Genomic DNA, 23004 nt, shown 5'->3' with positions numbered 1-23004 from the left:
TTTCCCGTGTGGGAAAACGCCGTCGTTGCTCGGGCGCCTTAATGGCGGCGGTCAGGTGCGCTTGGCGATCACCTGGTCGATGAGGCCGTAATCCTTGGATTCGTCGGCAGTCAGGAAGTAGTCGCGCTCGGTATCACGGGCGATTTTCTCGAGTGACTGGCCGGTCCGGTCCGCCAGGATGCGGTTCATTTGCTCACGGGTCTTGAGGATGTCGCGTGCATGGATCTCGATGTCCGTCGCTTGTCCGCGTGCACCGCCCAGGACCTGGTGAATCATGATCTTGGAATTCGGCAGCGAAAAGCGCTTGCCCTTTTCGCCTGCAGCCAGGAGGAATGCGCCCATGCTCGCCGCAAAGCCGATGCACAGCGTCGACACGTCCGGCTTGATGAACTGCATGGTGTCGTAGATCGCCATGCCGGCGCTGACGCTGCCGCCGGGGGAGTTGATGTAGAACGAAATGTCCTTGTCTGGGTTTTCGCTCTCGAGGAACAGCAACTGCGCCACCACGAGGTTGGCGGTCTGGTCGTTGACTTCGCCGACCAGGAAGATCACGCGCTCCTTGAGCAGGCGCGAATAGATGTCATACGAACGCTCGCCGCGGCCTGACTGCTCGATGACCATCGGAACCATGCCGAGGCCTTGAATTTCCTGTGCGCTCATGTTTGCTCTCCAGAGGGGTTTGTACTTTACCCAGACGAAATGGGGCTCGTGCCACAAAGCACAAGCCCCATGGATTGCTTGCCGGCTGGCGGCCCTGATTTAGCCTTGTTGGGCCATCAGTTCGTCGAAGGATACAGACTTGTCGTTGACCTTGACCTTGCCGAGCACGAAGTCGGTCACATTGTTTTCGATCACGACGGCCTCGACTTCGGCCAAACGGCGGTTGTCGCTGAAATACCAACGAACCACGTCAGCGGGCTTCTCGTAGCTGGCGGCCAGTTCGTCGATGTGGGCCTTGATCTGCTCGGGCTTGGCTTGCAGGTTGTTGGCGCGGACCAGCTCGGCCACCACGAGGCCAAGGCGCACGCGGCGCTCGGCCTGGGGGCGGAACACGTCGTCGGGGATCGGCGCCTTGTCGGCGTCCTTGATGCCGCGCTGCTTGAGTTCGGCGCGGGCGCCTTCGATCATGCGATCGACTTCTGCCTGGACACTGGACTTCGGCAGGTCGAGTTCGGCGTTGGCGACCAGTGCGTCCATGACCGCGGTCTTGTTGCGGGCGAGGAGGCGGAATTTGACTTCCCGCTCGAGGTTTTTCTTGATGTCTGCACGAAGACCTTCGACCGTTGCGTCAGCGATGCCAAGCGATTTGGCGAGTTGCTCGTTGATTTCAGGCAGGTGCGAAGCTTCGATTTTCTTCACGGTGACCATGAAGTCGGCTTGCTTGCCGGCGACGTCCTTGCCGTGATAGTCGGCAGGAAACGAAAGCGGGAAAGTGCGGCTGTCGCCTGCCTTCATGCCGCGCACGGCGTCTTCGAATTCCTTGAGCATCTGGCCTTCGCCCACGATGAACTGGAAGTCGTCGGCCTTGCCGCCCTGGAAGGGCTCGCCTTCGATCTTGCCTTCGAAATCGACGGTCACGCGGTCGCCGTCCTGGACAGCGGCGTCTTGCGCGCGCTGTGCGAAGGTGCGACGCTGCTTGCGCAGGATGTCGAGCGTCTTGTCGATGGCGTCGTCGCCCACGTCAGCGCTGAGCTTCTCGACTTCGGCGTTGGACAGGTCGTTGATCTTGACTTCGGGGAAGACTTCGAAGACGGCGTCGAAGGCAAGCTCGCCTTCGGGCGAATTCTCTTTTTCGGTGATGCGGGGCTGGCCGGCCACTCGGAGCTTGGCCTCGTTGGCAGCCTGCGAGAAGGCCTCGCCCACCTTGTCGTTCATGACTTCGTAATGGACCGAATAGCCATAGCGCTGGGCCACGACGTTCATCGGCACCTTGCCGGGCCGGAAGCCGTCCATTTTGACGGTGCGGGCCAGCTTCTTGAGGCGCGAATCGACCTCGGACTGGATGGTGCCGACCGGCAAGGTCAGCGTGATCTTGCGTTCGAGCTTGTCGAGGGTTTCAACGTTCACGGTCATTTTCTGTCTTCCTGGTGAGAGGTCTTATTGGGCTGGTGCGCGGGGCCGGACTCGAACCGGCACGCCATTGCTGGCGTCAGGACCTAAACCTGGTGCGTCTACCAATTTCGCCACCCGCGCGGTCCGAAGAATTCAACGAAAAACGGGCGGTCCTTGATGCAGACCACCCGCTCGAAATCGGTCAACCACGTATTTTATGCTGGAACGAAAGCCGCTCCAGCGACTCATGCACCGTCACGCCGAAAGCATTTCGGCCGCATGCGGCGGCGGGGCATCCGTGCTCCCGGCCGGCTCACGCTTTACCCGAAACCAGGCCGCGTACATGGCTGGCAGCGCCAGCAAAGTGAGCACCGTGGCGACAATCAGGCCACCCATGATGGCAACGGCCATCGGCCCCCAGAAGACGCTGCGCGACAGCGGGATCATCGCCAGCACGGCCGCTGCAGCGGTCAGCACGATCGGCCGCAGCCGCCGCACCGCCGATTCGACGATCGCATCCCAGGCCGGCACACCGGCCGCACGGTCGTGTTCGATCTGGTCGACCAGAATCACCGCATTGCGCTGGATCATGCCCATGAGCGCAATCACGCCCAACAGCGCCACGAAGCCGAAAGGCCGGTTCAGCGCCAACAGCGCACCCGCCACTCCGACAATGCCCAGCGGGCCCGTGATGAAGACAAGCACCGAGCGGCTGAAACTGTGCAGTTGCAGCATCAGCAAAGTAAAGACCAGAAACAGCATGATCGGCACCCCGGCGACGATCGACGCCGAGCCCTTGCTGCTTTCTTCCACCGCGCCGGCCACTTCGATGCGATACGCGCTCTGCCCCGCCGCTTGCCACTTCGCTTCGAGTGCGCGCAGTTTTGGTAGTAGCTGATCAGTCACCGTCGCGCCCTGAAGCCCCTCGACGATGTCGCCCTGGACGGTGATCGCATAGTCGCGGTTCTCGCGCCACATCACGCCGGGCTCCCAGGTGAAGACCGGCTTGGCGATCTGCGTCAGCGGAATCGCCTGGCCTGAACTCGTGGGCAGATAAGCGTTGCCGATGTCCGAAATCGCCCCACGTTCGTCGGGCGATTGGCGCAGCACGATGTCGATCAGCAAGTCGTTCTCGCGGTATTGGCCTACCGTCGTGCCGCTGAACATGGTCCGGGAGGCCTGCGCGATGGCCTGGCTGGTCACGCCGAGCGAACGCGCCTTGTCCTGATCGACTCCGAGCCGGATCACCTTGACTGATTCGTTCCAGTTGTCGTTGACGCCGCGCATGTTCGGGTTGTCGCGCATCACAGCCTTGACCTCGTCAGCGCGCGCGCGCAGATCCGCCGGGTCCGTGCCGATCACGCGGAACTGCACCGGATACGGCACCGGCGGCCCATTGGGCAGCAGCTTGACGCGGCCACGTGCTTCGGGGAATTCCTGCGCCAGCAGCGCGGGCAATTTCAGGCGCAGGCTTTCGCGGTAGTGGAGATCCTTCGCCAGCAGAATCATCTGCGACACGTTGGTCTGCGGAAACACCTGGTCGAGCGGCAAATAGAAGCGCGGCACGCCCGATCCGATCCAGCTCGTGACGGTCGTGACACCCTCTTCGGTGCGCAGCCGCTCCTCCACTCGCTTGGCGACTTCTTCATTGGCCGCGAAGGACGTACCTTCCGGGAACCACAACTCGACCAGAATCTCCGGCCGGCTCGAATCCGGAAAGAACTGCTGCTGCACCTTGCCCATGCCAACGATGCCGAGCGCAAACATCAGCAACGTAGCGCCAATGGTGATCCAGCGATGCGCCACGCACCAGTTCACCGTGCGGCGAAAGGTGTTGTAGAACGGCGTGTCGAACAGTTCGTGCGGGGGTGCGTCGGGGTCGTGCGGCTTGACTTTGAGCAGCAGCGTGCCGAGATAAGGCACGAAATAGACCGACACGAGCCAGCTCAGCACCAGCGCAATCACCGTGACCGCGAAAATCGCAAACGTGTACTCGCCCGTGATGGACTTCGCAATGCCGATGGGCAAAAAGCCCGCCGCTGTGATCAACGTGCCGGTGAGCATCGGCTTGGCCGTGACGTCATAGGCAAAGGTGGCGGCTCGGACCTTGTCATAGCCCTCTTCCATCTTTCGCACCATCATCTCGACGGCGATGATGGCGTCGTCGACGAGCAGGCCCAGCGCGATGATCAGCGAGCCCAGCGATATCTTGTGCAGGCCGATGTCGAAGTAGTTCATCGCGAGGAAGGTCACCGCCAGCACGAGCGGGATGGTGATTGCGACAACGAGCCCCGGTCGAATGTCCACATACCAGCCGAAGCGGCCGCCCTTGTGCAGCCCGAGCGATATGAAGCTCACCGCCAGCACGATCGCCACGGCTTCGATCAGCACGCTCACGAATTCATTGACCGAATTGGCGACCGCGACGGGCTGGTCTTGCACCTGCACGAGTTGCACACCGAGCGGCAACTGCTTGTCAATCTCGGCCGTGGCAGCATGCAGCGCCTTTCCGAGCGCGATGATGTCGCCGCCCTTGGCCATCGAGACGCCGAGTGCGATCACTTCCTTGCCTTGATGCCGCACCTTCACGGCTGGCGGATCGACATAGCCGCGGTGGATGTCGGCGATGTCGCCGAGGCGAAGGTGGTTGCCGGAGCTGCCGCGAATCGGCATGGCGCGCAATTGCTCCACGCTCGTGAACTGGCCGCCCACCCGGACCTGCACCACGTCCTGCGGCGCCTGGATGGTCCCGGCGCTCTCGATGGCGTTTTGCGAACCGAGTTGCCCGATCACGGTGTTGAAGTCGAGGCCAAGTTGCGCGAGGCGCTTCTGAGATACCTCGATGTAGACCTTCTCGTCCTGCACGCCGAACTGCTCGACCTTGGCCACGTCTTTCACGCGCAGCAAGCGCTGGCGCACGTCATCGGCAAACGTCTTCAGCTCGGCGTAGCTGAATCCGTCGCTCTCCAGTGCGTAGATCACGCCATAGACATCGCCGAAATCGTCATTGAAGAACGGCCCCTGCACGCCAGCGGGCAAGGTGGAGCGCATGTCGCTGATCTTCTTGCGGACCGTGTACCAGACGTTCGCGACTTCGCCAGCCTTGGACGAATCCTTGATCTGAAAGATGATCTGCGATTCGCCGGGCTTCGAATAGCTGCGGATCTTGTCGGCGTAGGGCGCCTCTTGAAGGGTGCGTTCGAGCTTGTCGGTGACTTGCTCCGCCACCTGCTGCGCCGTGGCCCCGGGCCAGTACGTGCGAACCACCATCGCGCGAAAGGTGAACGGCGGGTCTTCGTCCTGGCCCAGCTGGAAGTACGACGCAAAGCCCAGGACCATCAACACAAGCATCAAGTAGCGCGTGAGCGCCGCGTGCTCGAGTGCCCATTTCGACAGGTTGAATCCGGCCCTGCCGGTGTCGGCGTTCTGTGACGTCATGCGGGCGTCCTCAGCGCGTTGCCACAGGCGCTACGGGCGCTGCTGGTACAGCAACTGCGTCCTGACGCCCGCCTGCAGTCGCTGCCGCCCGATTGCGATAGATGGCGACCTTCTGCCCTGGCGAGAGCACATGCACGCCTGCGGCGACGACCAGTTCGCCCGGCAGGAGGCCCTTGCCGATGACAGCTTCGTTGCCGTCTGCAGTCACCACTTCGACCGCTTGCGAGCGCACGGTCATGCTGGACTTGTCCAACACCCAGACGGCACTGCCCTTGCCTTCCTGGCGCAAGGCGCTGGTCGGAACCTTGAGCACCGGCGTGCCGCTGTGCGAAAGTGCCTTCGGCCGGGCGTAGACCGTGGCACCCAACGCCGGCGCCTTGGCCGGATCGATCGTGGTCTTGACGGTGTAGGTGCGCGTGACTGCGTCGGCGCTGGCCGCGACCTCGCGCACCTTGCCTTCGAATTCGCTTCCGCCGGCCCATCCGCGTATCGCAACCGGGGAGTCCGCCTTGACCTGCCCCGCGCGATCTTCCGGCACCGCGAACACCACATCGCGCGCGCCGTCCTGGGCGATGCGCACGACCGGCGTACCCGCGGCGACCACCTGCCCCGGTTCGGCCTCGATCGCTGTGATGATGCCCGGCACGTCCGCCACGAGCGTCGTGTAGTTCGCCTGGTTTCCCTGCGCGCTGAGTTGCGCTTGCGCCTGTTCGAGTTGCGCCTGTGCCGCCTTGAACGTGCTTTCGCGACGCTCCAGATCGGCGCCGCTGATGAAGTTCTGGTCGCGCAGCGCGCGATAGCGCTTGAGGTCCGCCGCCGCCAGATCGCGATTGGTCAGGGCCGCGGCATATTGCGCCCGGGCGCCCTCCGCTGCGAGGCGGAAATCCTGGGGATCGAGCTGCGCGAGCACCTGGCCAGCCTGAACGTGCTGGCCGAGTTCGGCCTGGCGCCGCGTGATCTTTCCGGCGACTCGAAAGCCCAGGCGCGATTCGACTCTTGCCCGCACTTCGCCGGAGAACTCGGGCTCGGTGTCGTAGGAGCTGACGCCGACGGCGATGACCTTGACGGAACGGATGGGCTCCTCAGCTGGCGGCGGACGAGAACATCCGGCAATGAGGACCACGGCGAGCAGCAGCCCGGCACGAGTACGGACGCGCGATACAGATGAGGCGGACATGAATCACCCTTCAAAACCAGCGGGGTCATTACTGACCAGCGGGTTAGTAATCTAGGGTAAACGCCAATCGCTGTCAACGAATTCGCCAGCGAAGCGGCGATCCGGGTTCCGGGCGCCTCAGGTGCGTTGTCCCATTTCCACGAGCCGGTTGTCGGGAAGCACGAAGTAGTCGGACGCGCGGCCCGCGTTGCGCTGCAGCCAGCCGAAGAGCGCCCGCCGCAACGGGTTCATGTTCGGCAGATGCTCATCGCCGACAGAAGCGCGCGAGACGAAATACGAGGTCGTCATCGAGTCGCAAGCCAGACCCTTCTGATAGGCCAGGATGCGGATGAATTCGGGCACGTCAGGGCGCTCCATGAAGCCGTAGCGCGCGGTAGCGACCCATATGCCTTCGCCCAGGGTTTCAGCTTCGATTCGCTGACGTGCGTCAACGCGCGGCGTGTCGCACGACAACACCCTGAGCACGATGACCTTCGAGTGAAGCACCTGGTTGTGCTTGAGGTTCAACAGCAGCGCATGCGGCACGGATTCAGCGTCGGGGTTGAGGAACACCGCCGTGCCCCTCACCCGGTGCGGCATGCCTTCGGCGAGCGACTGCACGAAAGGCACGAGCGGCAGGCGCTCCGCTTCCGCTGCCTGCAAGCCGAGGCGCCGGCCCTTGGCCCAAGTCGTGAAGATCACCATGACCAGCACTGCGACCGCCAGCGTGAGCCAGCCTCCTTCGGCGATCTTCAAGCTGTTGGCCACGACGAACATCACATCGACCGATGCGAAGATCAGCACGCCGATCACGACGGCCGGCCGATTCCACCGCCAGAGCTTGTAAGCGACGATGCCGGCGAGCAGCGTCGTCGTCACCATCGTGATCGAGACGGCAATGCCGTACGCCGCCGACAACGCGCTCGAACTGCGGAAGCCCAGCACCAGCAGCAGCACGCCGACCATCAGCATCCAGTTCACCGTCGGGATATAGATCTGCCCGATGGCTTCGCCCGAAGTCTGCACGACGCGCATGCGCGGCAAATAGGCCATGCGAATCGCCTGCGCCGTCAGCGAAAAGGCGCCGGAGATGACTGCCTGCGATGCAATCACGGTCGCCATCGCGGCGAGGATGACCATTGGCAGCACCGCCCACGACGGAAAGAGCCTGAAGAAGGGGTTGTCGATCGCTGCCGGATTGGAAAGCACCAGCGCGCCCTGGCCGAAATAGTTCAGCACCAGCCCCGGCAAAGCAATGAATATCCAGGCGAAGCGAATCGGCTTCGCGCCGAAATGCCCCATGTCGGCGTAAAGCGCCTCGCCACCGGTAAACGCGAGAAACACAGCGCCCAACACGGCAAGCGATTGCGTCCGATGCGTGACCAGGAAGTTGGCTGCGTGGCGCGGATCGAGCGCGGCGAGCACCTCCGGTTGCTTGAGCACCTGCAACAGGCCTCCCGCGGCAATCACGACAAACCACAACAGCATGACCGGCCCGAAAACCCGACCGACAAGCCCGGTGCCATGGCGCTGCACGGCGAACAAGCCGACCAGGATCGCCATGGTGATCGGAATCACGAAGGGTTGAAGCCCGGGCGCCTCCACCTCCAGCCCCTCGACCGCGGAAAGAACCGAAATCGCCGGAGTGATGAGACTGTCGCCATAGAACATCGCGGCTCCGACCAGACCCAGCAGCGCGATCAAGGAAGAGACCCACGCGCGCGTCGGCGTGCCGGTCACCGCATTGCGCGCCAGCGCCTGCAGCGCGAGGATGCCGCCTTCGCCGTCATGGTCCGCGCGCAGCACAAAAACCACGTACTTCAGCGTGACCACGAACATCAGCCCCCAGAAGATCAGCGACAACAGCCCCAGCACCGTTTCAGGTGAAAAGGGAATGCCGTGCTCCGGGTTGAGCGTCTCCTTGAAGGCATACAGCGGCGACGTGCCGATGTCGCCGAAGACCACGCCTAGCGCCGCAATCATCACGACCGGCCCCGCCTTGGGATGAGATCCCGGATCCGAAAGGCCGAGGTTCTGCGACGTTGTGTTCATGATGAGTGGAATCTCCCCAGGGGCGGATCGTACCCGTGCCCGCCCCCTTGGCCGTGTCGCACAATCCGCGGCGTGTCATCCATCCCGCCTCCCGCTATCGCCGCCTCGCCGGCCCACTACGAGAATTTCCCCGTCGCCTCGTGGTTGTGTCCGCCCCGCTTGCGGCCGCCGATTGCCGCCATCTACCAATTCGCACGCACGGCGGACGATATTGCCGACGAAGGCGACGCCAGCGCCGCGCAGCGCCTGGACGATCTTCGGGCGTTTCGCGCTGATCTGGCCGCTGTCGCGCGCAAGGCAGCACCCTCGAATCGCTGGCCCGAAGTCTTCGGCCCGCTCGCGCACGCCATGCATGCCTTCGCGCTCCCTGAGAGCTTGCTCGCCGATCTTCTCTCGGCCTTCATGCAGGACATCCAGAAGACCCGCGACGGCGCGGGCTACGCCGACCGCGCCGAGTTGCTCGACTACTGCCGCCGCTCGGCCAACCCCGTCGGCAGATTGCTGCTTCATTTGTATGGCGTGAACGACGCGCACGCGCTCGGCCAGAGCGATGCGATTTGCACGGCGCTGCAACTGATCAATTTCTGGCAGGACCTGAGTGTCGATCTGCCGCGCGGCCGCCATTACCTCCCGCGCAGCGACGTCACCGCGCACGGGCTGAATGCGCACGACTTCAATGCCTTCCGGCCACTGGCGCCTGCGCCCGCACCGCCGGGTGCGATTTCGCTGGTCGCCGAGCAGGTCGCCTGGGCACGCGAACTGATGCATGAAGGCAAACCGCTCGTTCATCGCCTGCCCGGCCGCGCCGGATGGGAACTGCGCTTCGTCGTCCAGGGTGGCAGCCGCATCCTCGACAAGATCGAGGCGCTGGGCTGCGACACCTTCTCGCATCGCCCTACCATCGGCAAGTCCGATGTGCCGCTGCTCGCATGGCGGGCCCTGCGGATGCGGAGACAATCGCCCGCATGAAGAGGCCCGCACGATGACCCCCGAGCAGTACGTCCAGGACAAGGCCGCTGCGTCGGGCAGCAGTTTTTATTACGCGTTCCTGTTTCTCCCGAAGCCGCGCCGTGCGGCGATCACCGCCTTCTATGCGTTCTGCAGGGAAGTCGACGACGTGGTCGACGAAACAAGCGATCCGGGTGTCGCCGCCACCAAGCTCGCCTGGTGGCGCACCGAAGTCGCGCAGTCGTTCGCAGGCCAGCCACACCATCCGGTGATGCAGGCGCTGATGCCGCATGCGGCGGCCTACGGCATCGAGGAACGCCAGTTGCACGAGGTGATCGACGGCTGCCAGATGGACCTCGACCAGACGCGCTATCTCGACTTTCCAGCCTTGCGGCGCTACTGCCATCTGGTGGCCGGCGTGGTCGGAGAAGGCGCGGCGCGCATCTTCGGGCAGACCGATCCGCAAACCACGCAATACGCGCACAAGCTCGGCCTTGCGCTTCAGTTGACCAACATCATTCGCGATATCGGAGAAGACGCCTTGCGCGGACGAATCTACCTGCCGGTCAATGAACTGCAGCAGTTCGACGTCAAGGCGCATGAGATCCTCAACCGCGTGCACTCGGATCGCTTCGTCGCACTGATGAAGTTCCAGGCGGATCGCGCGCAGGCCGCGTACGACGAAGCCCTCGCCCTGCTCCCCCCAGCGGACCGGCGCATGCAGAAGCCCGGACTGATGATGGCGAGCATCTACCGCACGTTGTTGACGGAGATCGAGCGCGACAACTTCCAGGTACTCAACCAGCGTGTGAGCCTGACCCCCGTGCGCAAACTCTGGCTGGCATGGCGCGTCCAGGCGCTAGGCTGGTTATGACTCCCCCCCAGGTTGCCCGGCACTTTGTGTCCGGGCGCCCACCCCCTGCCGGGGGCAACACCAGCGGCCTGGCGAAGCCAGTTCCGCGGTGTTTCACCAACGGGCCTGGCTGCGCCGGCCTCGGCGAACGCGCGCTGCGGTTGTTGCGGGAGCGCGCGCAGGGCGCCTGTTGGTGGGCTGCGGCGGAACTGGCTTTGCCGGGCCGCAGCGCGGCGCCCCCTGAAGGAGGTGGGCGCCCGGACACGGAGTGCCGGGCCAGCTGGGGGGAGCAACAGGCCCTCGGCTACACGAAGTGAGCGAGCCTTGAATGTTTTGATTGTTGGCGGGGGATGGGCTGGGTTGGCGTGCGCCGTGGAGGCGGTGCGTGCGGGGCATTCGGTCAGTGTCTTTGAAGCGGCGCGCAATTGGGGCGGGCGGGCGCGCGCACTCGCGGCGACTTTGCCCGACGGGGAACGGGTGATGCTGGACAACGGGCAGCACATCCTGATTGGTGCCTATACCGATTCGCTGGGTCTGATGGCGCGTGTTGGCGTGGACGTGGATGCCGCTTTGCAGCGGATGCCGCTCACGCTTCGGTTTCCGGACGGCACAGGGCTCTCGCTGCCGCTACTGCCCGCTTGGCTCGATGCGGCAACGCGACGGATCGCGCCGCTGGATGTGCTGGCGGGCGTCGTCGGCGCGCGCGGGTGGTCCTGGCAGGACAAGTTGTCGTTGCTCAGGACCTCCTTGCAATGGCAGCGGCAAGGCTTTGTCTGCGATGTACGGCAAACGGTGGCCGGCCTTTGCGCCACGCTCACGCCGCGAGTGCGCGCCGAACTCACCGATCCGCTGTGCGTCTCCGCGCTCAACACGCCGGCCGATCAGGCCAGCGGCAAGGTCTTCCTGCACGTGTTGGAGCAGGCGCTGTTTCGCACGCCGGGCGGCTCGCACTTGCTGCTGCCGCGGGTCGATCTCGGGGCGATCTTTCCGGATGCCGCGGACCGCTGGTTGCGCCGGCAAGGGGCGAGGACTGAACTTGGACGCCGCGTGCGCGCCATCACTCGGCAAGGCGACGGCTGGCTGGTTGACGATGAGCCCTTCGATCGGGTCGTGCTCGCCTGCGCGCCCTGGGAAGCCGCGCGTCTTGCGGCGGACCTCGCGCCGCGCTGGTCCGCCGTGGCCGAGGCGCTGACGCACGAAGCGATCACCACGGTCTATCTTTATGGCGAAGGGGCGGCGCTCTCCGCACCCTTTCTTGCCTTGCGCAGCACGCCCGAGGCGCCGGCGCAGTTCGCGTTCGATCGCGGCCGGCTCGGTGGTCCGCGTGGCCTGCTCGCTTTCGTGATCAGCGCGAGCACCGACGATCGCGAGGCACTTCAGCGGCAGGTGCAGGCACAGGCGCGCTCTCAGCTGGGGCAAGACGGATTGCAGCCGGTGTTGACGGTGATCGAACGGCGCGCGACCTTCGCATGCGCGCCGGGGTTGGTCAGGCCATCGATGCATGTGGCGCCGGGTCTTGTTGCCTGCGGCGACTATGTCGAAAGCGGCTATCCCGGAACGCTCGAAGGCGCCGTTCGCAGCGCCATTGCCGCTGCTGCAACGATCTGATCGCGCAGCAACTGCGCCGATTCAAGCTCGGCCGACTGGCTTGCCTGCCCCCTCCCAGTCAGCCAGAAAGCCACTGGCCGGAGCGTTCGCGTTCAGGATCGCATCGATCGGCCGAACCGCGGTGGCCGGCGCCGTTCGCAATGGCGCAGGCGATGGCCACTGCGGCGTCACGTGCGGACGCGGCTGCGTATCGAGCGCAATGCTGTGCTTGTCCATCAGCCGGTACAAGGTCATTCGCGAGACGCCGAGTTCGCGCGCCGCATGCGTGACGTTGCGGCCAACGCGCGTCAGTGTGAGCACGATGACGTCGCGCTCGGCCGCCGTGCGCGCCGCATCCAATCCCATGCCGACCGGGTTGTCCGCTGGCATGAGGCCTAGATCGGTCGGCCCGATCAGACGACGGTCCGTCATGACGACGGCGCGCTGCACACGGTTGAAGAGCTCCCGCACATTGCCTGGCCAGGCGTGCGCCAGCATGGCCGCGACCGCCTGGCGGCTGAACCCCTTCACGCGTGCCCTGCTCTTGGCGGCACAGCGCTGAAAGAAATACTCCGCGAGGATCGGCACGTCTTCCATGCGCCGCCGCAATGGCGCGACTTCGATCGACAGAACGTTCAGCCGATAGAAAAGATCGTCCCGAAACTGCCCGACAGCCACGGCCTCCGCCAAGTCCACGTGCGACGCGGCCACCACGCGCACATCGACATGCAGGTTGCGAACAGCCCCGACCCGGCTGATGGTCTTCTCTTGCAGGAAGCGCAGCAGATTGGTTTGCAGCTCGAGCGGGAGATCGCCGATTTCGTCGAGGAAGATCGTGCCGCCGTTCGCAGCTTCGATCAGCCCGCGCCGCTCCGACGAAGCCCCCGTGAATGCGCCGCGCTCATGCCCGAACAGTTCCGACTGGATCAATGACGGCGAGATGGCTCCGCAGTTGACCGCGACGAAAGGTCCGGCCGATCGCTGTGAGCATTGATGGATTGCGCGCGCGGCAAGCTCCTTGCCGCTGCCGCTTTCGCCGCCGATCAGCACCGGCGCATCGGTCGCCGCGACCTTGCGGATCTGTTGGCGCAAGCGCGTGATCGCGGGCCCCTGCCCCACCATGCCGAGCGCGTCGATGGCGTGGCTGTGCGCCGCGTCGTGCCGATGGCGAAGCATCGCGCGCTGGCTGGCATGCGCCAAGGTTCGCTCCAGCTCCTGAAGATCGACCGGCATCACCTGATGATCGAAGAAGCATCCGAGCACCAGTTCGCGAAATCCGGCGGACTCCAGCGCATGCGGGTCGCACACGCTCACCCATTCGGAACCCGGCGAGCCATTGACACAGGCTTCAACGGCGGCCTCGGGCGCATTCAGCGTCGGCCCCACGATCAACATGCCGACTTTGAAATGCCGGTGCGCCTGCATGCGGCCGGCCGCCACCAGGTCGCCGACCTGCGTCACGTCCCATCCGCGCGCGACCAGCCGATCCACCACGTCGGCCGCGCCGCCACCCAGCGTCACGCAGAGAATGCTCCCGGGTTGCATCGCGAGGCACCAGACGGTTAGAACGACATCGGCAGCCTGACGGTCAGCTGGAGGTCCGGGGTGTCGCGCGTCAGGCCCGCACCCACGCTCACGTTGAAGACTGTCTTGTCGCTGTAGCGATACGAGTAACCCAGCAGCAGCGATGCGAGCTGCGTGCGTACCGAGCCGAGCACCGTCTGGCCGTTCTGCTTCGTGGGCGCGACGGAATAGAGTTCCACGCCGAGGCTGAAGGACGAGCGCTCATTGAGTGCCATGCCCATCCCGAAATTCATGCCGAACACGCCACCCGCCTGCACGTCGCCGAGAAACTCGGTCTGGCCGTTCAGCACGGTGCGGCTGACATCCTTGCGCGCGAAGTTGTAGGTGTAGCTGAGTCCGCCGAAGAAGACGGCCGGATCGGATGGCAGCAGGAAGTTGAGGCTCGGCTGCAATGAATAGAAGCCGGAGCCTGTCGGGAGTTCGAGCGGCAGCCCCGTGCCCGTGGTGTTGCCGATGCAGCGCGTCACGCAATCGGTCGCTACCTCGAAGGGGTCCTTGCCGTTGCGCGCCTTGAAGCGCAGGCCGCCGACGATGTAGGGCTTGTTGTTGTCTCGCCCATCTGCGATCTGATAGCGCACCGCGGCCTCGAGGTCGCCCATGCCGTTGCCGTGTGTATCGAACACGTTGTCGAAAGCAGAGCCGGTGAAGATTTCGCGGCTGATGGTGTTGTTCGAACGGTTGAGGTATGGGAGCTTCAATTCAAGCTCCGTGCGGTTGGTCACGCCCCAGCGACCGGTCAGTGCGGCAACGAAGGTGTTGTTCTTGTATTGCCGCACGTCGACGAGGCCGATCAGGATCGCCGGGATGACTGTGTACCCCACGAGCGCCACCTGATTGCTTGACGAGTAGCCGTATTGCAGCGATGGCTCGAAGACGAATTTGCCCTTCGGCGTGAGGATGCCGGGTTCCTCGAAGATCTGCGCCACCGGCGGTGCCTGGATTTCCTCGCTGGGCGCGACGCCGACGCGCACGGGCCTCGTCGACGTGTCCTCGGCGGCTTGGCCGGCTGCATTTGGTATTGGGGCGCTCTCCAGCTCCGGCTTCGAGCCCGGAGCACGCAGCACGCGCGGCTCCTGGGCAACCTGGTTGACCGTCTGCGCCTGGGCATTGAGACGATCGGAGAGTTCCTTGTAGCGGCTCTCCTGCTCTGCAGCCTGCTGCCGCAAGGCGTCGATCTGGCGACCCTGCTCTGTCACCTGATGCTGAAGCGTCTCTATGCGCTTGTTGGCATTGCGGGCAGCCGATGTGCCTTGACCTTGTGATTGCGCGATGGCGCTCGACCATGCCACGGAAGAGCATGCAAGTAGCACCAGCGCCCTGTGCGGGCGAATTGTCTGCATCTTTCCCTCTCGTTCTGCTTCTTCGTACGCGAGGTCCCGGCGGCAGCGTATACGTTTTGTTAACTTTTCGCCAAGGCGAATTTGAAAACAAAGGTAAGCGACCGAGGGGCAGCCGTGGTGGTGTCTCGAAGGTGTTGCAGTCGACACACGAAAGCGTTCGCGGATGGGGTCGACGGCACGACTTGGCGGCCTTGCGCGCGTCTACTCGCAGCACTCGCGAGAGCGCGCGATGAGGTCCGGCGCCCGTGTCCCACGGTTGAGACACAGCACGACTCTCGATGCATTCCGGCGCAAGCGCGGTCAGCGCTGGCGCTGCGCCCTCGCCGCGCCGATTCGCGCACGATTTGCCGTCAAGCGGATGTGACACCCCCAGTGAAAAACAGCCCCTTTGGGACACGTGAAAGGCGTGGTACGCAAGTCGCCCGAATCGTCGCGTGCACGCTTGTCCCAATGAGGGAGCGCCTGCGCGCAACAAGCCGTAATTTGCTGGCACCGAAGTTGCACCGCGGCCTCTGATTTGCGGCGACGCACGTCAATACCAAGCTTGTTCAACTTTTTGGAGGGTTCATGAAAAAGACACTTTTGGCTTCGGCCATTGCGCTTGCCTTCGGGTTCAGCGGGGCGGTGTGGGCCGATCAGACGACTGGACCATCAGGGCGTGGCGCGGACACCAATACGAATACGGACAGCAGTACGCATTCGTACACCGACAGCAGTACCTACACGGACAGCAGTACGCGAACACGCACCGACAGCAGCACGCACACGCGCACCCGGACCGGTGATGCCGAGGCCAGTGCCGCTCGTTCCGCAGCGCTGAACAACGGTTCGACGGGGACGTTCGACAACGCTTTCAACTTCAACAAGACGACCGCGACGGCGAGCAGCAATCTCAGCGGTACGGTGTCGAACAACTCCGTCTCCGGCATCGGCAACGTGGCCTACAACCTGGGTTCCGCGGCTGGTGGACGCGGCGCGGGCGGCACCGGCGGTACAGGCAGGGGCGGCACGGCCTCGGGCACGGGCGGCAACGGCGCCACTGGCGCCGGCGCAGTCGGTGCGGTGGGAGGGAGCGCATCCAACGGCGCCATCACGCATGGCAGCGCCACGAACGGCGGTTCGGCAGCGGGTGACGGCGGTAACGGCCTCGGCGGCATCGCGGCTGGCTTCGCCAACAGCGGACGCGCCTCCTCCAGTGGCGGCGACGGCGGACGCGGCGGCTCGAGCGGCGACAGCGGCCGTGGCGGAAGCAGCGGCAGCTTGTCAGCGGCCTTGGGCGGCAGGAGCGGCGGTGGTGGTGGCGGCGGAAGCTCCGGCGGCACCTCGGCAGGCTCGGGCGGCAACGGCGGCGGCGGCGGTTCAGGTGGACTGGGCGGCTTGGGTTCTGGCGGTTCTGGCGGTGCCGGCGCATCGGGCGGCGCAGGCGGTGCGGGCGGTGCCAGCGGCACGGCAGGCGCAGGCGGCGCGAGCGGTGCAGGCGGAGCCGGCACATCGACCAGCACGGCAGGCGCAGGCGGAGCAAGCGGCGCCACGGGTGCCGGCGGAGCGGGCGGTTCAGGCGGCGGCGGCGGAGCGGCCACCAGCACTGCAACCAATACCCAGACCGGCGGCGCGGGCACGGGCGGCGCAGGCGGCTCGAGCACGAACGGCAGCGCCACCAACGGCAGCGCGAGCAACGGCAACAACACTGCCGGCGCTGGCGGTGCAGGCGGTAGCGGCACGGGCGGCGCAGGCGGCGCAGGCGGAACCAACACCGGCAACGGTGGAACCGGCGGTGTGGGCAATGGCGGCGTGGGTGGCGGCGGCGGAACGGTGACGGTCAATGCCGGCACGTTCAACATGTCCAACACCATGACGAGCGTCGGTCAAACAGCAGCCGGCATCATGGTCGCGAACCAGAACAGCGGCGTGTCGTCGCTGGTGCAGCAGAGCGTGAACGTCCAGGCGAACCTGAGCGTGGGTCGCTGATCGGCAGCGAAGTCGACGAGCGCCTGTGCAGCGTGACGGCTGCGCGGGCGTGAGTCGGCTCGCCTCAATAGCTGGCCAAGGGGGAGACGCCATGAAATTCATCACTCTCTGCGGGACCGCTTGCGCGGCCCTCGGGTTCCTGCTGCCCACGCTTGCAACGGCGCAAGGCATCGAGCCGGTCGGCGATGCGCCGGCCAAGGCCGAGCGTGTGGCCTTCGTCGCAACGCCCGTCGACACGGACAAGCTGTCGGGCTATCGGGGCGGCACCGACATGGTTCGCAACGACATGACGCTGAACGGCACCACCGCCGACAACTCGGCACGCAACGTCAATACGGGCGACAACACCATCAGTGCGGGCTCGTTCGCGAACATGAACGGCTTGCCGGTCGTGATCCAGAACAGCGGCGCGAATGTGCTCATACAGAACGCGGTGATTCTTCATTTGCAGATGAACTGAGGAGAGCGCCTTGCGCCGCATGCTGCTTTCCGTCGCACTGCTCGCTGCAGCCACCGCAGCGCCGGCCCAGCGCGCCTACCTGTCCTTGGGGATGGGTGACGTCACCATGCCCATCACGAGCCTGAAGCAGGCGAAGACGGGGCGCACGCTGATCCAGAAGTACGACTTCAGTTGCGGATCGGCCGCTGTTGCCACTCTGCTCACGCACCACTACAACTATCCGGTCACCGAAGAGGCGGTGTTCAAGGAGATGTACGAGAACGGCGACCAGGAGAAGATCCACAAGGAGGGCTTCTCGCTGCTCGACATGAAGAGATACCTGGCTGCGCACGGCTTCGATGCGGATGGCTTCGAGCAGCCGCTCGAAAGGCTGCGCGACGCGCGCATCCCCGCCATCGTCCTGATCAACACGAACGGCTATCACCACTTCGTCGTGGTCAAGGGCCTGCAGGACGATCGCGTGCTGATCGGCGACCCTGCCCAGGGCACGCGTGCGGTGGCGCGCAAGGCCTTCGACGAGAGCTGGAAGAACGGGCTGCTCTTCGTCATTCACAACCGCATGGACACGGCCAAGTTCAACCTGGCCGCTGACTGGCGCGTCGCTCCGCATGCGCCCATCGGGCAGCAAGGCATCAGCCGCGACGGGCTCTGGCAGGTCACGATGCCGAAACTGGGACCCGGGGAATTCTGATGAATGACTTCCGCTTCCCTTTTGGCTTGCCTTCTGGCTTCCCTTTTGCGCGCGCAGGATTGCGGCTCGGCCTGTGCCTGCTTTTCGGCAGCGCCCTTTTGCCAGCGCTGCCGGCACAAGCGGCCGAACCCGATCCCGAAGAACCCAGCGCCGGCGTATGGATGACCGTCAGCGACCAGAAACTGGACCACATGCGCGGCGGCTTCGACCCGGGCACCGGCCTGCTGGTGAGCTTCGGAATCTCGCGCGCGACCTACATCAACGGYAGCCTCGTGACACAGACGACGCTCGACTTCAGCCATGTCAGAGACCTCACTCCGGCCCAGGCCACGCAGCTCAACAAGCAGATGGCGAGCTTGAACCTGGTCCAGAACGGCCCGGGTAATTCCGTTCAGGCGCAGCAAGGCGGCGTCGCCTTCGGCACCGTGATCCAGAACACGCTGGACAACCAACACATCGTGAATCAGACGGTGATCAACGCGAGCAGCAACTCAGCCGGAATGGTCAAGAACCTGAACACACTGTCGACACTGAACGACAGCCTGTTGCGCGCCGTCGGCTCGCGCTGAGCGACTCGACCTCAATCCGCGCGGCTGCTGCCGGGCATCAGCGCCACGCAGAGTGCGTGCAGGTTCGGCACGATGAGCTGCGGATGCGCGTCGTGCTCCCACGGCCGCTCGTCGCGCACCAGCCATGCGGCCTGCATACCGGCGCCGAGCGCGCCGACCACGTCCAGCGCCGCGTCATCACCGACGTGCAGCACGGCTTCGGGTTGCACTGCGACGGACGCGGCCGCAGCGCGGAAGATCGCGGCATGCGGTTTGCCACTGCCGAATTCACGTGCGTTGAACGCGGCACGAAACCAGCGCCCGACGCCGGTCCGATGCACGTCGGCATTGCCGTTGGAAATCGCTACCAGCGGATAGCGCTCGCTGAGCCATTTGAGCGCGGGCAAGGCGTCGTCGTAGAGCTCGACGCGTTGGCGCTCGGCAAAGAAGACATCGAAGGCCGGCTCCGCCAGCGCAGGGTCTTCACCCGACCGGCGCAACGCCGCGCGAATCGATTCGCGCCGCATTGCGCTGAGATCGTGTGCCAAATCGGAACGCTCTTTTTCAGTGGCTTCGCGCAGTTCGCGCAGGATGCCCGGCGTGATGAGCAGGTTGGCGGTCTTGGGCGCTTCACGCAGCAGCCATTCGTGCAAGACGCGCTCTGCGCGTTCGATGGTGGGCCAGATCGGCCACAGCGTGTCGTCGAGATCGAGCGAAATCGCGGCGATGCGCTTCACGTCGAGGGTGATGGAATCGGGGGTCGCGTGGGCCATGGTCGAGAATATCGCATGCCCTTTCGAGACGAACCGCCCGCTGCCGAGAATGCCCAGGACCGCACTGCCGTGCTCTGGTGCAACCTGGGCTCCCCCGACGAGCCTACGGCGCAGGCGGTGCGCCCTTACCTTGCAGACTTTCTCGGCGACCCGCGCGTGGTCGAGATACCGCGCGCAGTCTGGGCGCTGATCCTGCACGGAATCATCCTGCGCACACGGCCCGCGAAGTCAGCCGCCAAGTACGCCAGCATCTGGACACCGGAGGGCTCCCCCCTCAAGGTCTGGACGAAAAAGCAAGCGACTCTCTTGAACGGCTGGCTCGGCGAAAGCGGGCACCGCGTGTCGGTTCGAGACGCGATGCGCTACGGCCAGCCTTCAATCGCGAGCCGCCTGGACGAACTCAAGGCGCAAGGCGTGACCCGGGTGCTCGTGCTGCAGGCCTATCCGCAGTATTCGTCCACCACCACCGCGAGCGTGGTCGACGCCGTGAATGCGTGGAGCGCACGCGTGCGCCGCTTGCCGGAATTTCGCTTCGTCAACGACTATCACGACGACCCAGGCTATATCGACGCGCTGGCGCAGAGCGTGATGCGCTACTGGCAGCAGAACGGACGGCCCGACCAGCTCGTGATGAGCTTCCACGGGATTCCGCAGCGCAACATCAAGCTTGGCGACCCCTACCAGGCGCAATGCCTTGCCACGGCGCGGCTCCTGGCCGAACGCTTGCGCCTGACGCCGGCTCAATATCGCGTCACCTTCCAGTCACGCTTCGGCCGCGCGAAATGGCTACAGCCCTACACCGAGCCCACCCTGCGCGAACTCGGCAGCGCGCGTGTTTCGCGCGTCGACGTGATGTGTCCCGGCTTTCCGGCGGACTGCCTCGAGACCCTCGAAGAGATCGCCATGGAGGGGCGCAATGCATTCCTCGAAGCCGGCGGCAAGGCCTTTCACTACATCCCCTGTCTCAACGACAGCAACGCGTGGATCACGGCGCTGGCAGCCATCGCTGACCGCCATCTTGCGGGCTGGCCCACTCGGGCAGCCTGAGCGGATCAGAGGCGTCCCAGATAGTCGGGCTTGCCCACAGGTACGCCACTGTGACGCAGCACGTCATACGCCGTGGTGACATGGAAAAAGAAGTTGGGCAGCGAGAACTGCAGCAGGTAGCGCTGGGCCGGAAACTTCAGTTCAGTGCCGCGCACCTTCATCGTGATCTCGCGCTCCTCGGCGCCATCGATCAACGACCGCTCGACCGTCTGCAGATAGTCGACCGTCTTTGCGATGCGTGCCTGCAGCTGTGCGTAGGTCGTTTCGTCGTCCGCAAAGCTCGGCGCGGTAACGCCCGCGAGGCGCGCGGTGCCGAATTTCGCGGCATCGCTCGCACTCTGGACCTGCCCGGCCAGCGTGAACATGTCCGGCGCGAGGCGCGCGCTGACGAGTTCCGAAGGATCGATGCCGGCTTCTTGCGCGTGTGCAAGGCCTTTGTCCAGGATGTGCGTGAGTTGGCCGAGTCCGCGAATGAACACCGGGACGGAAACGTCGTAGAGCGAGAGCGCCATGAAATGACTCCGAGTTGAAAGAGGCGGCACGATTGTGCGGCCCCCGGCGCTCAGATGCTGGCGGCGCGAATAAAGGCTTCGATCGGCGCCAGGTGCTCGGGCACGTTGAGCGCGGGCGCATGGCCGCAACCCGGCACCTCGATGATCTGCAGCCGCCCCTTCACGCCGGGGCCTCGGGCGCGCATTTCGTCGAGCGTCTCGCGCAAGACCAGATCCGAATCGACACCACGCAGGCACAGCAGGGGCACGTCGATCGCGTCATAGTGCGACCACAGCAGGTAGTCGTCGGGATGCGCGGTGAACTGCCGAACCATGGCGGGGTCGTAATGCGGCGTCACCCGGCCATCGGGCAACCGGCGTGTCGACGTCTCGGTGAGCCGCCGCCACTGCGCATCGCTGAGCCATCCGTAAGGCTTGTAGACGGTGCGAAAGAAGACTTCGAGCTCGGCCACCGTGTCGAAGGCCGGCGGCTTGCCGGCGTACGAGCGAATGCGTTCGACCGCCGCATCGGCGATCTGGGGCGCGTTGTCGTTGAGCACCAGGCTTGCGATGCGCGGCTTCATCGAAGGTTCGGCGATCCCGCCCGAGCAAACCATGCCGATCGCCCCGCCCATCGACGTGCCGACCCAATGGACATTCGTGAGCTTCAATTCATCGAAGAACGCCGTCGCCACCCGCGCGTAAAAGGACAACTGGTATTCATCGTCCGGCGCAGGGCTCCATTGGCTCAGACCACGGCCGATGGTGTCCGGGCAGATCACGCGAAAGCCCCGCTCGGCGAAATGCGCCGCGAGTTCGTCCATGTCGCGGCAGGTGCGCGCGAGACCATGCCAGGCGACGATCACCTGGCCGTCCGCTTGGCCCCAATCCATCCAGTGGATCTCGCGGCCCGCGAGTTGCGCGTAGTTCGAAGTCGGTGATTTCATCGCGATGCCCTTGCACGGAGACGGCCGACGATGCCGGTCGGAAAGTAGTAGACCGAGAGCACGAACAGAACGCCGAGCCACAGCAGCCAGCGGTCAGGCGACAGCAGCGCGGCGAGCAAAGGCACGCCGCTCACGGCTTCACTCCCGAGGCGGAGCAGGTCCTGCAGATAGCTCTGCGCGATGACGAAGATCACAGCGCCGATCACCGCGCCGTAGATCGTGCCCATGCCGCCGATCACCACGATCAGCAGCACATCGATCATGATTTCGAAGCTCAGTGAAGTGTCCGGCCCGTTGTAGCGCAGCCAGACCGCGAGCATCGCGCCCGCCAGCGTGGCAAACAGTGCCGACAGCACGGATGCTGTCGTGCGATAGACCACCACCCGATAGCCGATCGCCTCGGCGCGGAACTCGTTTTCGCGGATCGCCTGCAGCACGCGGCCGAACGGCGAATTCACGATGCGCAGCAGCGCCAGCACGAGCACTACCGCCAGCACAAAGAGCAGGTAGTAGCACAGCAAGCGCCCGTCGAGTGACACACCGAGGAACGGCTCTTCCGAAAACTCGAAGCTCGGCGAGATCAGTTCAGGCAGCTTGAAGGTCAGCCCGTCTTCCCCGCCGGTGAAATCCGACAGTTGCGAGGCCAGCGTCTGGAACGCCGAAGCCACCGCCAGCGTGATCATCGCGAAGAAGATTGCGCGCACACGCAGCGAAAAGAGCCCGATTGCAAGCGACAGCACGAGCGAGATCGCAAGCGCCGCACCCAGCCCGATGAGCAGCGCGCCCCACCCTGCGCCGAGCCGGCTCGCCGAGATCGCAATGCCATAGGCGCCGATGCCGAAGAACATCGTCTGCGCAAAGCTCACAATGCCCGTGTAGCCCAGCAGCAGGTCGAAGCTCGCGACCAGCACGATGAACACCAGCACCTTGGCGGCAACACTGAGCGCCTTGACGCCCGGGAAGATGAAGGGCGCGAATGCAAGGCCGAGCACCAGCACCGCGAGCAACACTGCCAGCAGCCGGCTGCGCGGCAGGTCGTTGGAAAGAAGACGGGTCAGCATGGTCGTCC

At 64.8% G+C, this 23004-nt stretch carries 19 protein-coding genes and 1 tRNA gene; 8 read left to right on the top strand and 12 right to left on the bottom strand.

Annotated features, from left to right (window positions below; translation table 11 throughout):
* Positions 1-51: 51 nt before the first annotated feature.
* The 6 genes from clpP to AC1DMA_RS14365 all read right to left on the bottom strand — a co-directional run bounded on the left by clpP (position 52) and on the right by AC1DMA_RS14365 (position 8698).
* Positions 52-660, bottom strand: coding sequence for an ATP-dependent Clp endopeptidase proteolytic subunit ClpP (gene clpP, locus AC1DMA_RS14390; protein WP_478123499.1), 609 nt, complete (start codon positions 658-660; stop codon positions 52-54).
* Between the two features lie 99 nt (positions 661-759).
* Complete coding sequence (tig, locus tag AC1DMA_RS14385) at positions 760-2073, bottom strand: trigger factor (RefSeq protein ID WP_478123500.1); 1314 nt, start codon at positions 2071-2073, stop codon at positions 760-762.
* Positions 2074-2106: 33 nt separating this feature from the next.
* A tRNA-Leu gene (locus tag AC1DMA_RS14380) sits at positions 2107-2193 on the bottom strand.
* Between the two features lie 114 nt (positions 2194-2307).
* Positions 2308-5490 carry an efflux RND transporter permease subunit gene (locus AC1DMA_RS14375; RefSeq protein WP_478123501.1) on the bottom strand — a complete coding sequence of 1061 codons (3183 nt, stop codon included), beginning with the start codon at positions 5488-5490 and terminating at the stop codon, positions 2308-2310.
* A 10-nt stretch (positions 5491-5500) separates the two neighbouring features.
* A complete protein-coding gene (locus AC1DMA_RS14370) occupies positions 5501-6667 on the bottom strand; it encodes an efflux RND transporter periplasmic adaptor subunit (RefSeq protein WP_478144610.1) in 1167 nt (388 codons plus the stop codon).
* A gap of 117 nt (positions 6668-6784) precedes the next feature.
* Positions 6785-8698 carry a potassium transporter Kup gene (locus AC1DMA_RS14365; RefSeq protein WP_478144609.1) on the bottom strand — a complete coding sequence of 638 codons (1914 nt, stop codon included), beginning with the start codon at positions 8696-8698 and terminating at the stop codon, positions 6785-6787.
* A 72-nt stretch (positions 8699-8770) separates the two neighbouring features.
* Between AC1DMA_RS14365 and hpnC the strand changes: the two genes are divergently transcribed.
* The 3 genes from hpnC (at position 8771) to hpnE (ending at position 12107) form a co-directional block, all read left to right on the top strand.
* Positions 8771-9667 (top strand): squalene synthase HpnC, encoded by an 897-nt coding sequence (gene hpnC, locus AC1DMA_RS14360; RefSeq protein ID WP_478123504.1) that lies wholly within the window; start codon positions 8771-8773, stop codon positions 9665-9667.
* Between the two features lie 13 nt (positions 9668-9680).
* Positions 9681-10520: a presqualene diphosphate synthase HpnD gene (hpnD, locus tag AC1DMA_RS14355; RefSeq protein ID WP_478144608.1), complete on the top strand. Its 840-nt coding sequence runs from the start codon at positions 9681-9683 to the stop codon at positions 10518-10520.
* Between the two features lie 303 nt (positions 10521-10823).
* Entirely contained in the window at positions 10824-12107 is a 1284-nt protein-coding gene (hpnE, locus tag AC1DMA_RS14350; RefSeq protein WP_478144607.1) for a hydroxysqualene dehydroxylase HpnE, read from the top strand.
* Positions 12108-12128: 21 nt separating this feature from the next.
* Here hpnE and AC1DMA_RS14345 read toward each other — a convergent pair whose 3' ends face one another.
* Positions 12129-13631 (bottom strand): sigma-54 dependent transcriptional regulator, encoded by a 1503-nt coding sequence (locus AC1DMA_RS14345; protein ID WP_478144606.1) that lies wholly within the window; start codon positions 13629-13631, stop codon positions 12129-12131.
* Positions 13632-13648: 17 nt separating this feature from the next.
* Positions 13649-15010: an acetate kinase gene (locus AC1DMA_RS14340; protein ID WP_478144605.1), complete on the bottom strand. Its 1362-nt coding sequence runs from the start codon at positions 15008-15010 to the stop codon at positions 13649-13651.
* A gap of 567 nt (positions 15011-15577) precedes the next feature.
* Here AC1DMA_RS14340 and AC1DMA_RS14335 point away from each other — a divergent pair.
* From AC1DMA_RS14335 to AC1DMA_RS14320, 4 genes are all read left to right on the top strand, one after another.
* A complete protein-coding gene (locus AC1DMA_RS14335; protein ID WP_478144604.1) occupies positions 15578-16978 on the top strand; it encodes a hypothetical protein in 1401 nt (466 codons plus the stop codon).
* A gap of 91 nt (positions 16979-17069) precedes the next feature.
* Entirely contained in the window at positions 17070-17438 is a 369-nt protein-coding gene (locus AC1DMA_RS14330; RefSeq protein ID WP_478123510.1) for a hypothetical protein, read from the top strand.
* 19 nt (positions 17439-17457) lie between these two features.
* A complete protein-coding gene (locus AC1DMA_RS14325; protein ID WP_478144659.1) occupies positions 17458-18129 on the top strand; it encodes a C39 family peptidase in 672 nt (223 codons plus the stop codon).
* The gene (locus tag AC1DMA_RS14320) at positions 18129-18698 is read left to right on the top strand and encodes a hypothetical protein (RefSeq protein ID WP_478144603.1); all 570 of its coding nucleotides are present in this window, start codon (positions 18129-18131) and stop codon (positions 18696-18698) included. The genes AC1DMA_RS14325 and AC1DMA_RS14320 overlap by 1 nt, the downstream gene beginning before the upstream one ends.
* A gap of 11 nt (positions 18699-18709) precedes the next feature.
* On the opposite strand, the gene AC1DMA_RS14315 is transcribed toward AC1DMA_RS14320, so the two are convergent.
* Positions 18710-19450, bottom strand: a complete 741-nt coding sequence (locus tag AC1DMA_RS14315; protein WP_478123512.1) for an HAD family hydrolase — start codon at positions 19448-19450, stop codon at positions 18710-18712.
* A 15-nt stretch (positions 19451-19465) separates the two neighbouring features.
* On the opposite strand from AC1DMA_RS14315, the gene hemH reads away from it, so the two are divergent.
* Positions 19466-20497 carry a ferrochelatase gene (hemH, locus tag AC1DMA_RS14310; RefSeq protein ID WP_478144602.1) on the top strand — a complete coding sequence of 344 codons (1032 nt, stop codon included), beginning with the start codon at positions 19466-19468 and terminating at the stop codon, positions 20495-20497.
* A 5-nt stretch (positions 20498-20502) separates the two neighbouring features.
* On the opposite strand, the gene AC1DMA_RS14305 is transcribed toward hemH, so the two are convergent.
* Genes AC1DMA_RS14305 through AC1DMA_RS14295 form a run of 3 tightly spaced genes read right to left on the bottom strand, consistent with a single transcriptional unit; the run spans position 20503 to position 22996 of the window.
* Positions 20503-21009 carry a DUF1993 domain-containing protein gene (locus AC1DMA_RS14305; RefSeq protein ID WP_478144601.1) on the bottom strand — a complete coding sequence of 169 codons (507 nt, stop codon included), beginning with the start codon at positions 21007-21009 and terminating at the stop codon, positions 20503-20505.
* Between the two features lie 50 nt (positions 21010-21059).
* Positions 21060-21935, bottom strand: coding sequence for an alpha/beta fold hydrolase (locus AC1DMA_RS14300; RefSeq protein ID WP_478144600.1), 876 nt, complete (start codon positions 21933-21935; stop codon positions 21060-21062).
* Positions 21932-22996: a branched-chain amino acid ABC transporter permease gene (locus AC1DMA_RS14295; RefSeq protein WP_478144599.1), complete on the bottom strand. Its 1065-nt coding sequence runs from the start codon at positions 22994-22996 to the stop codon at positions 21932-21934. The genes AC1DMA_RS14300 and AC1DMA_RS14295 overlap by 4 nt, the downstream gene beginning before the upstream one ends.
* Positions 22997-23004 lie beyond the last annotated feature (8 nt).

Source organism: Variovorax sp. 05N34 (assembly GCF_056397405.1).
The sequence above is the reverse complement of the archived record's forward strand: the minus strand, read 5'-3'. Positions and strand labels throughout refer to the sequence as shown.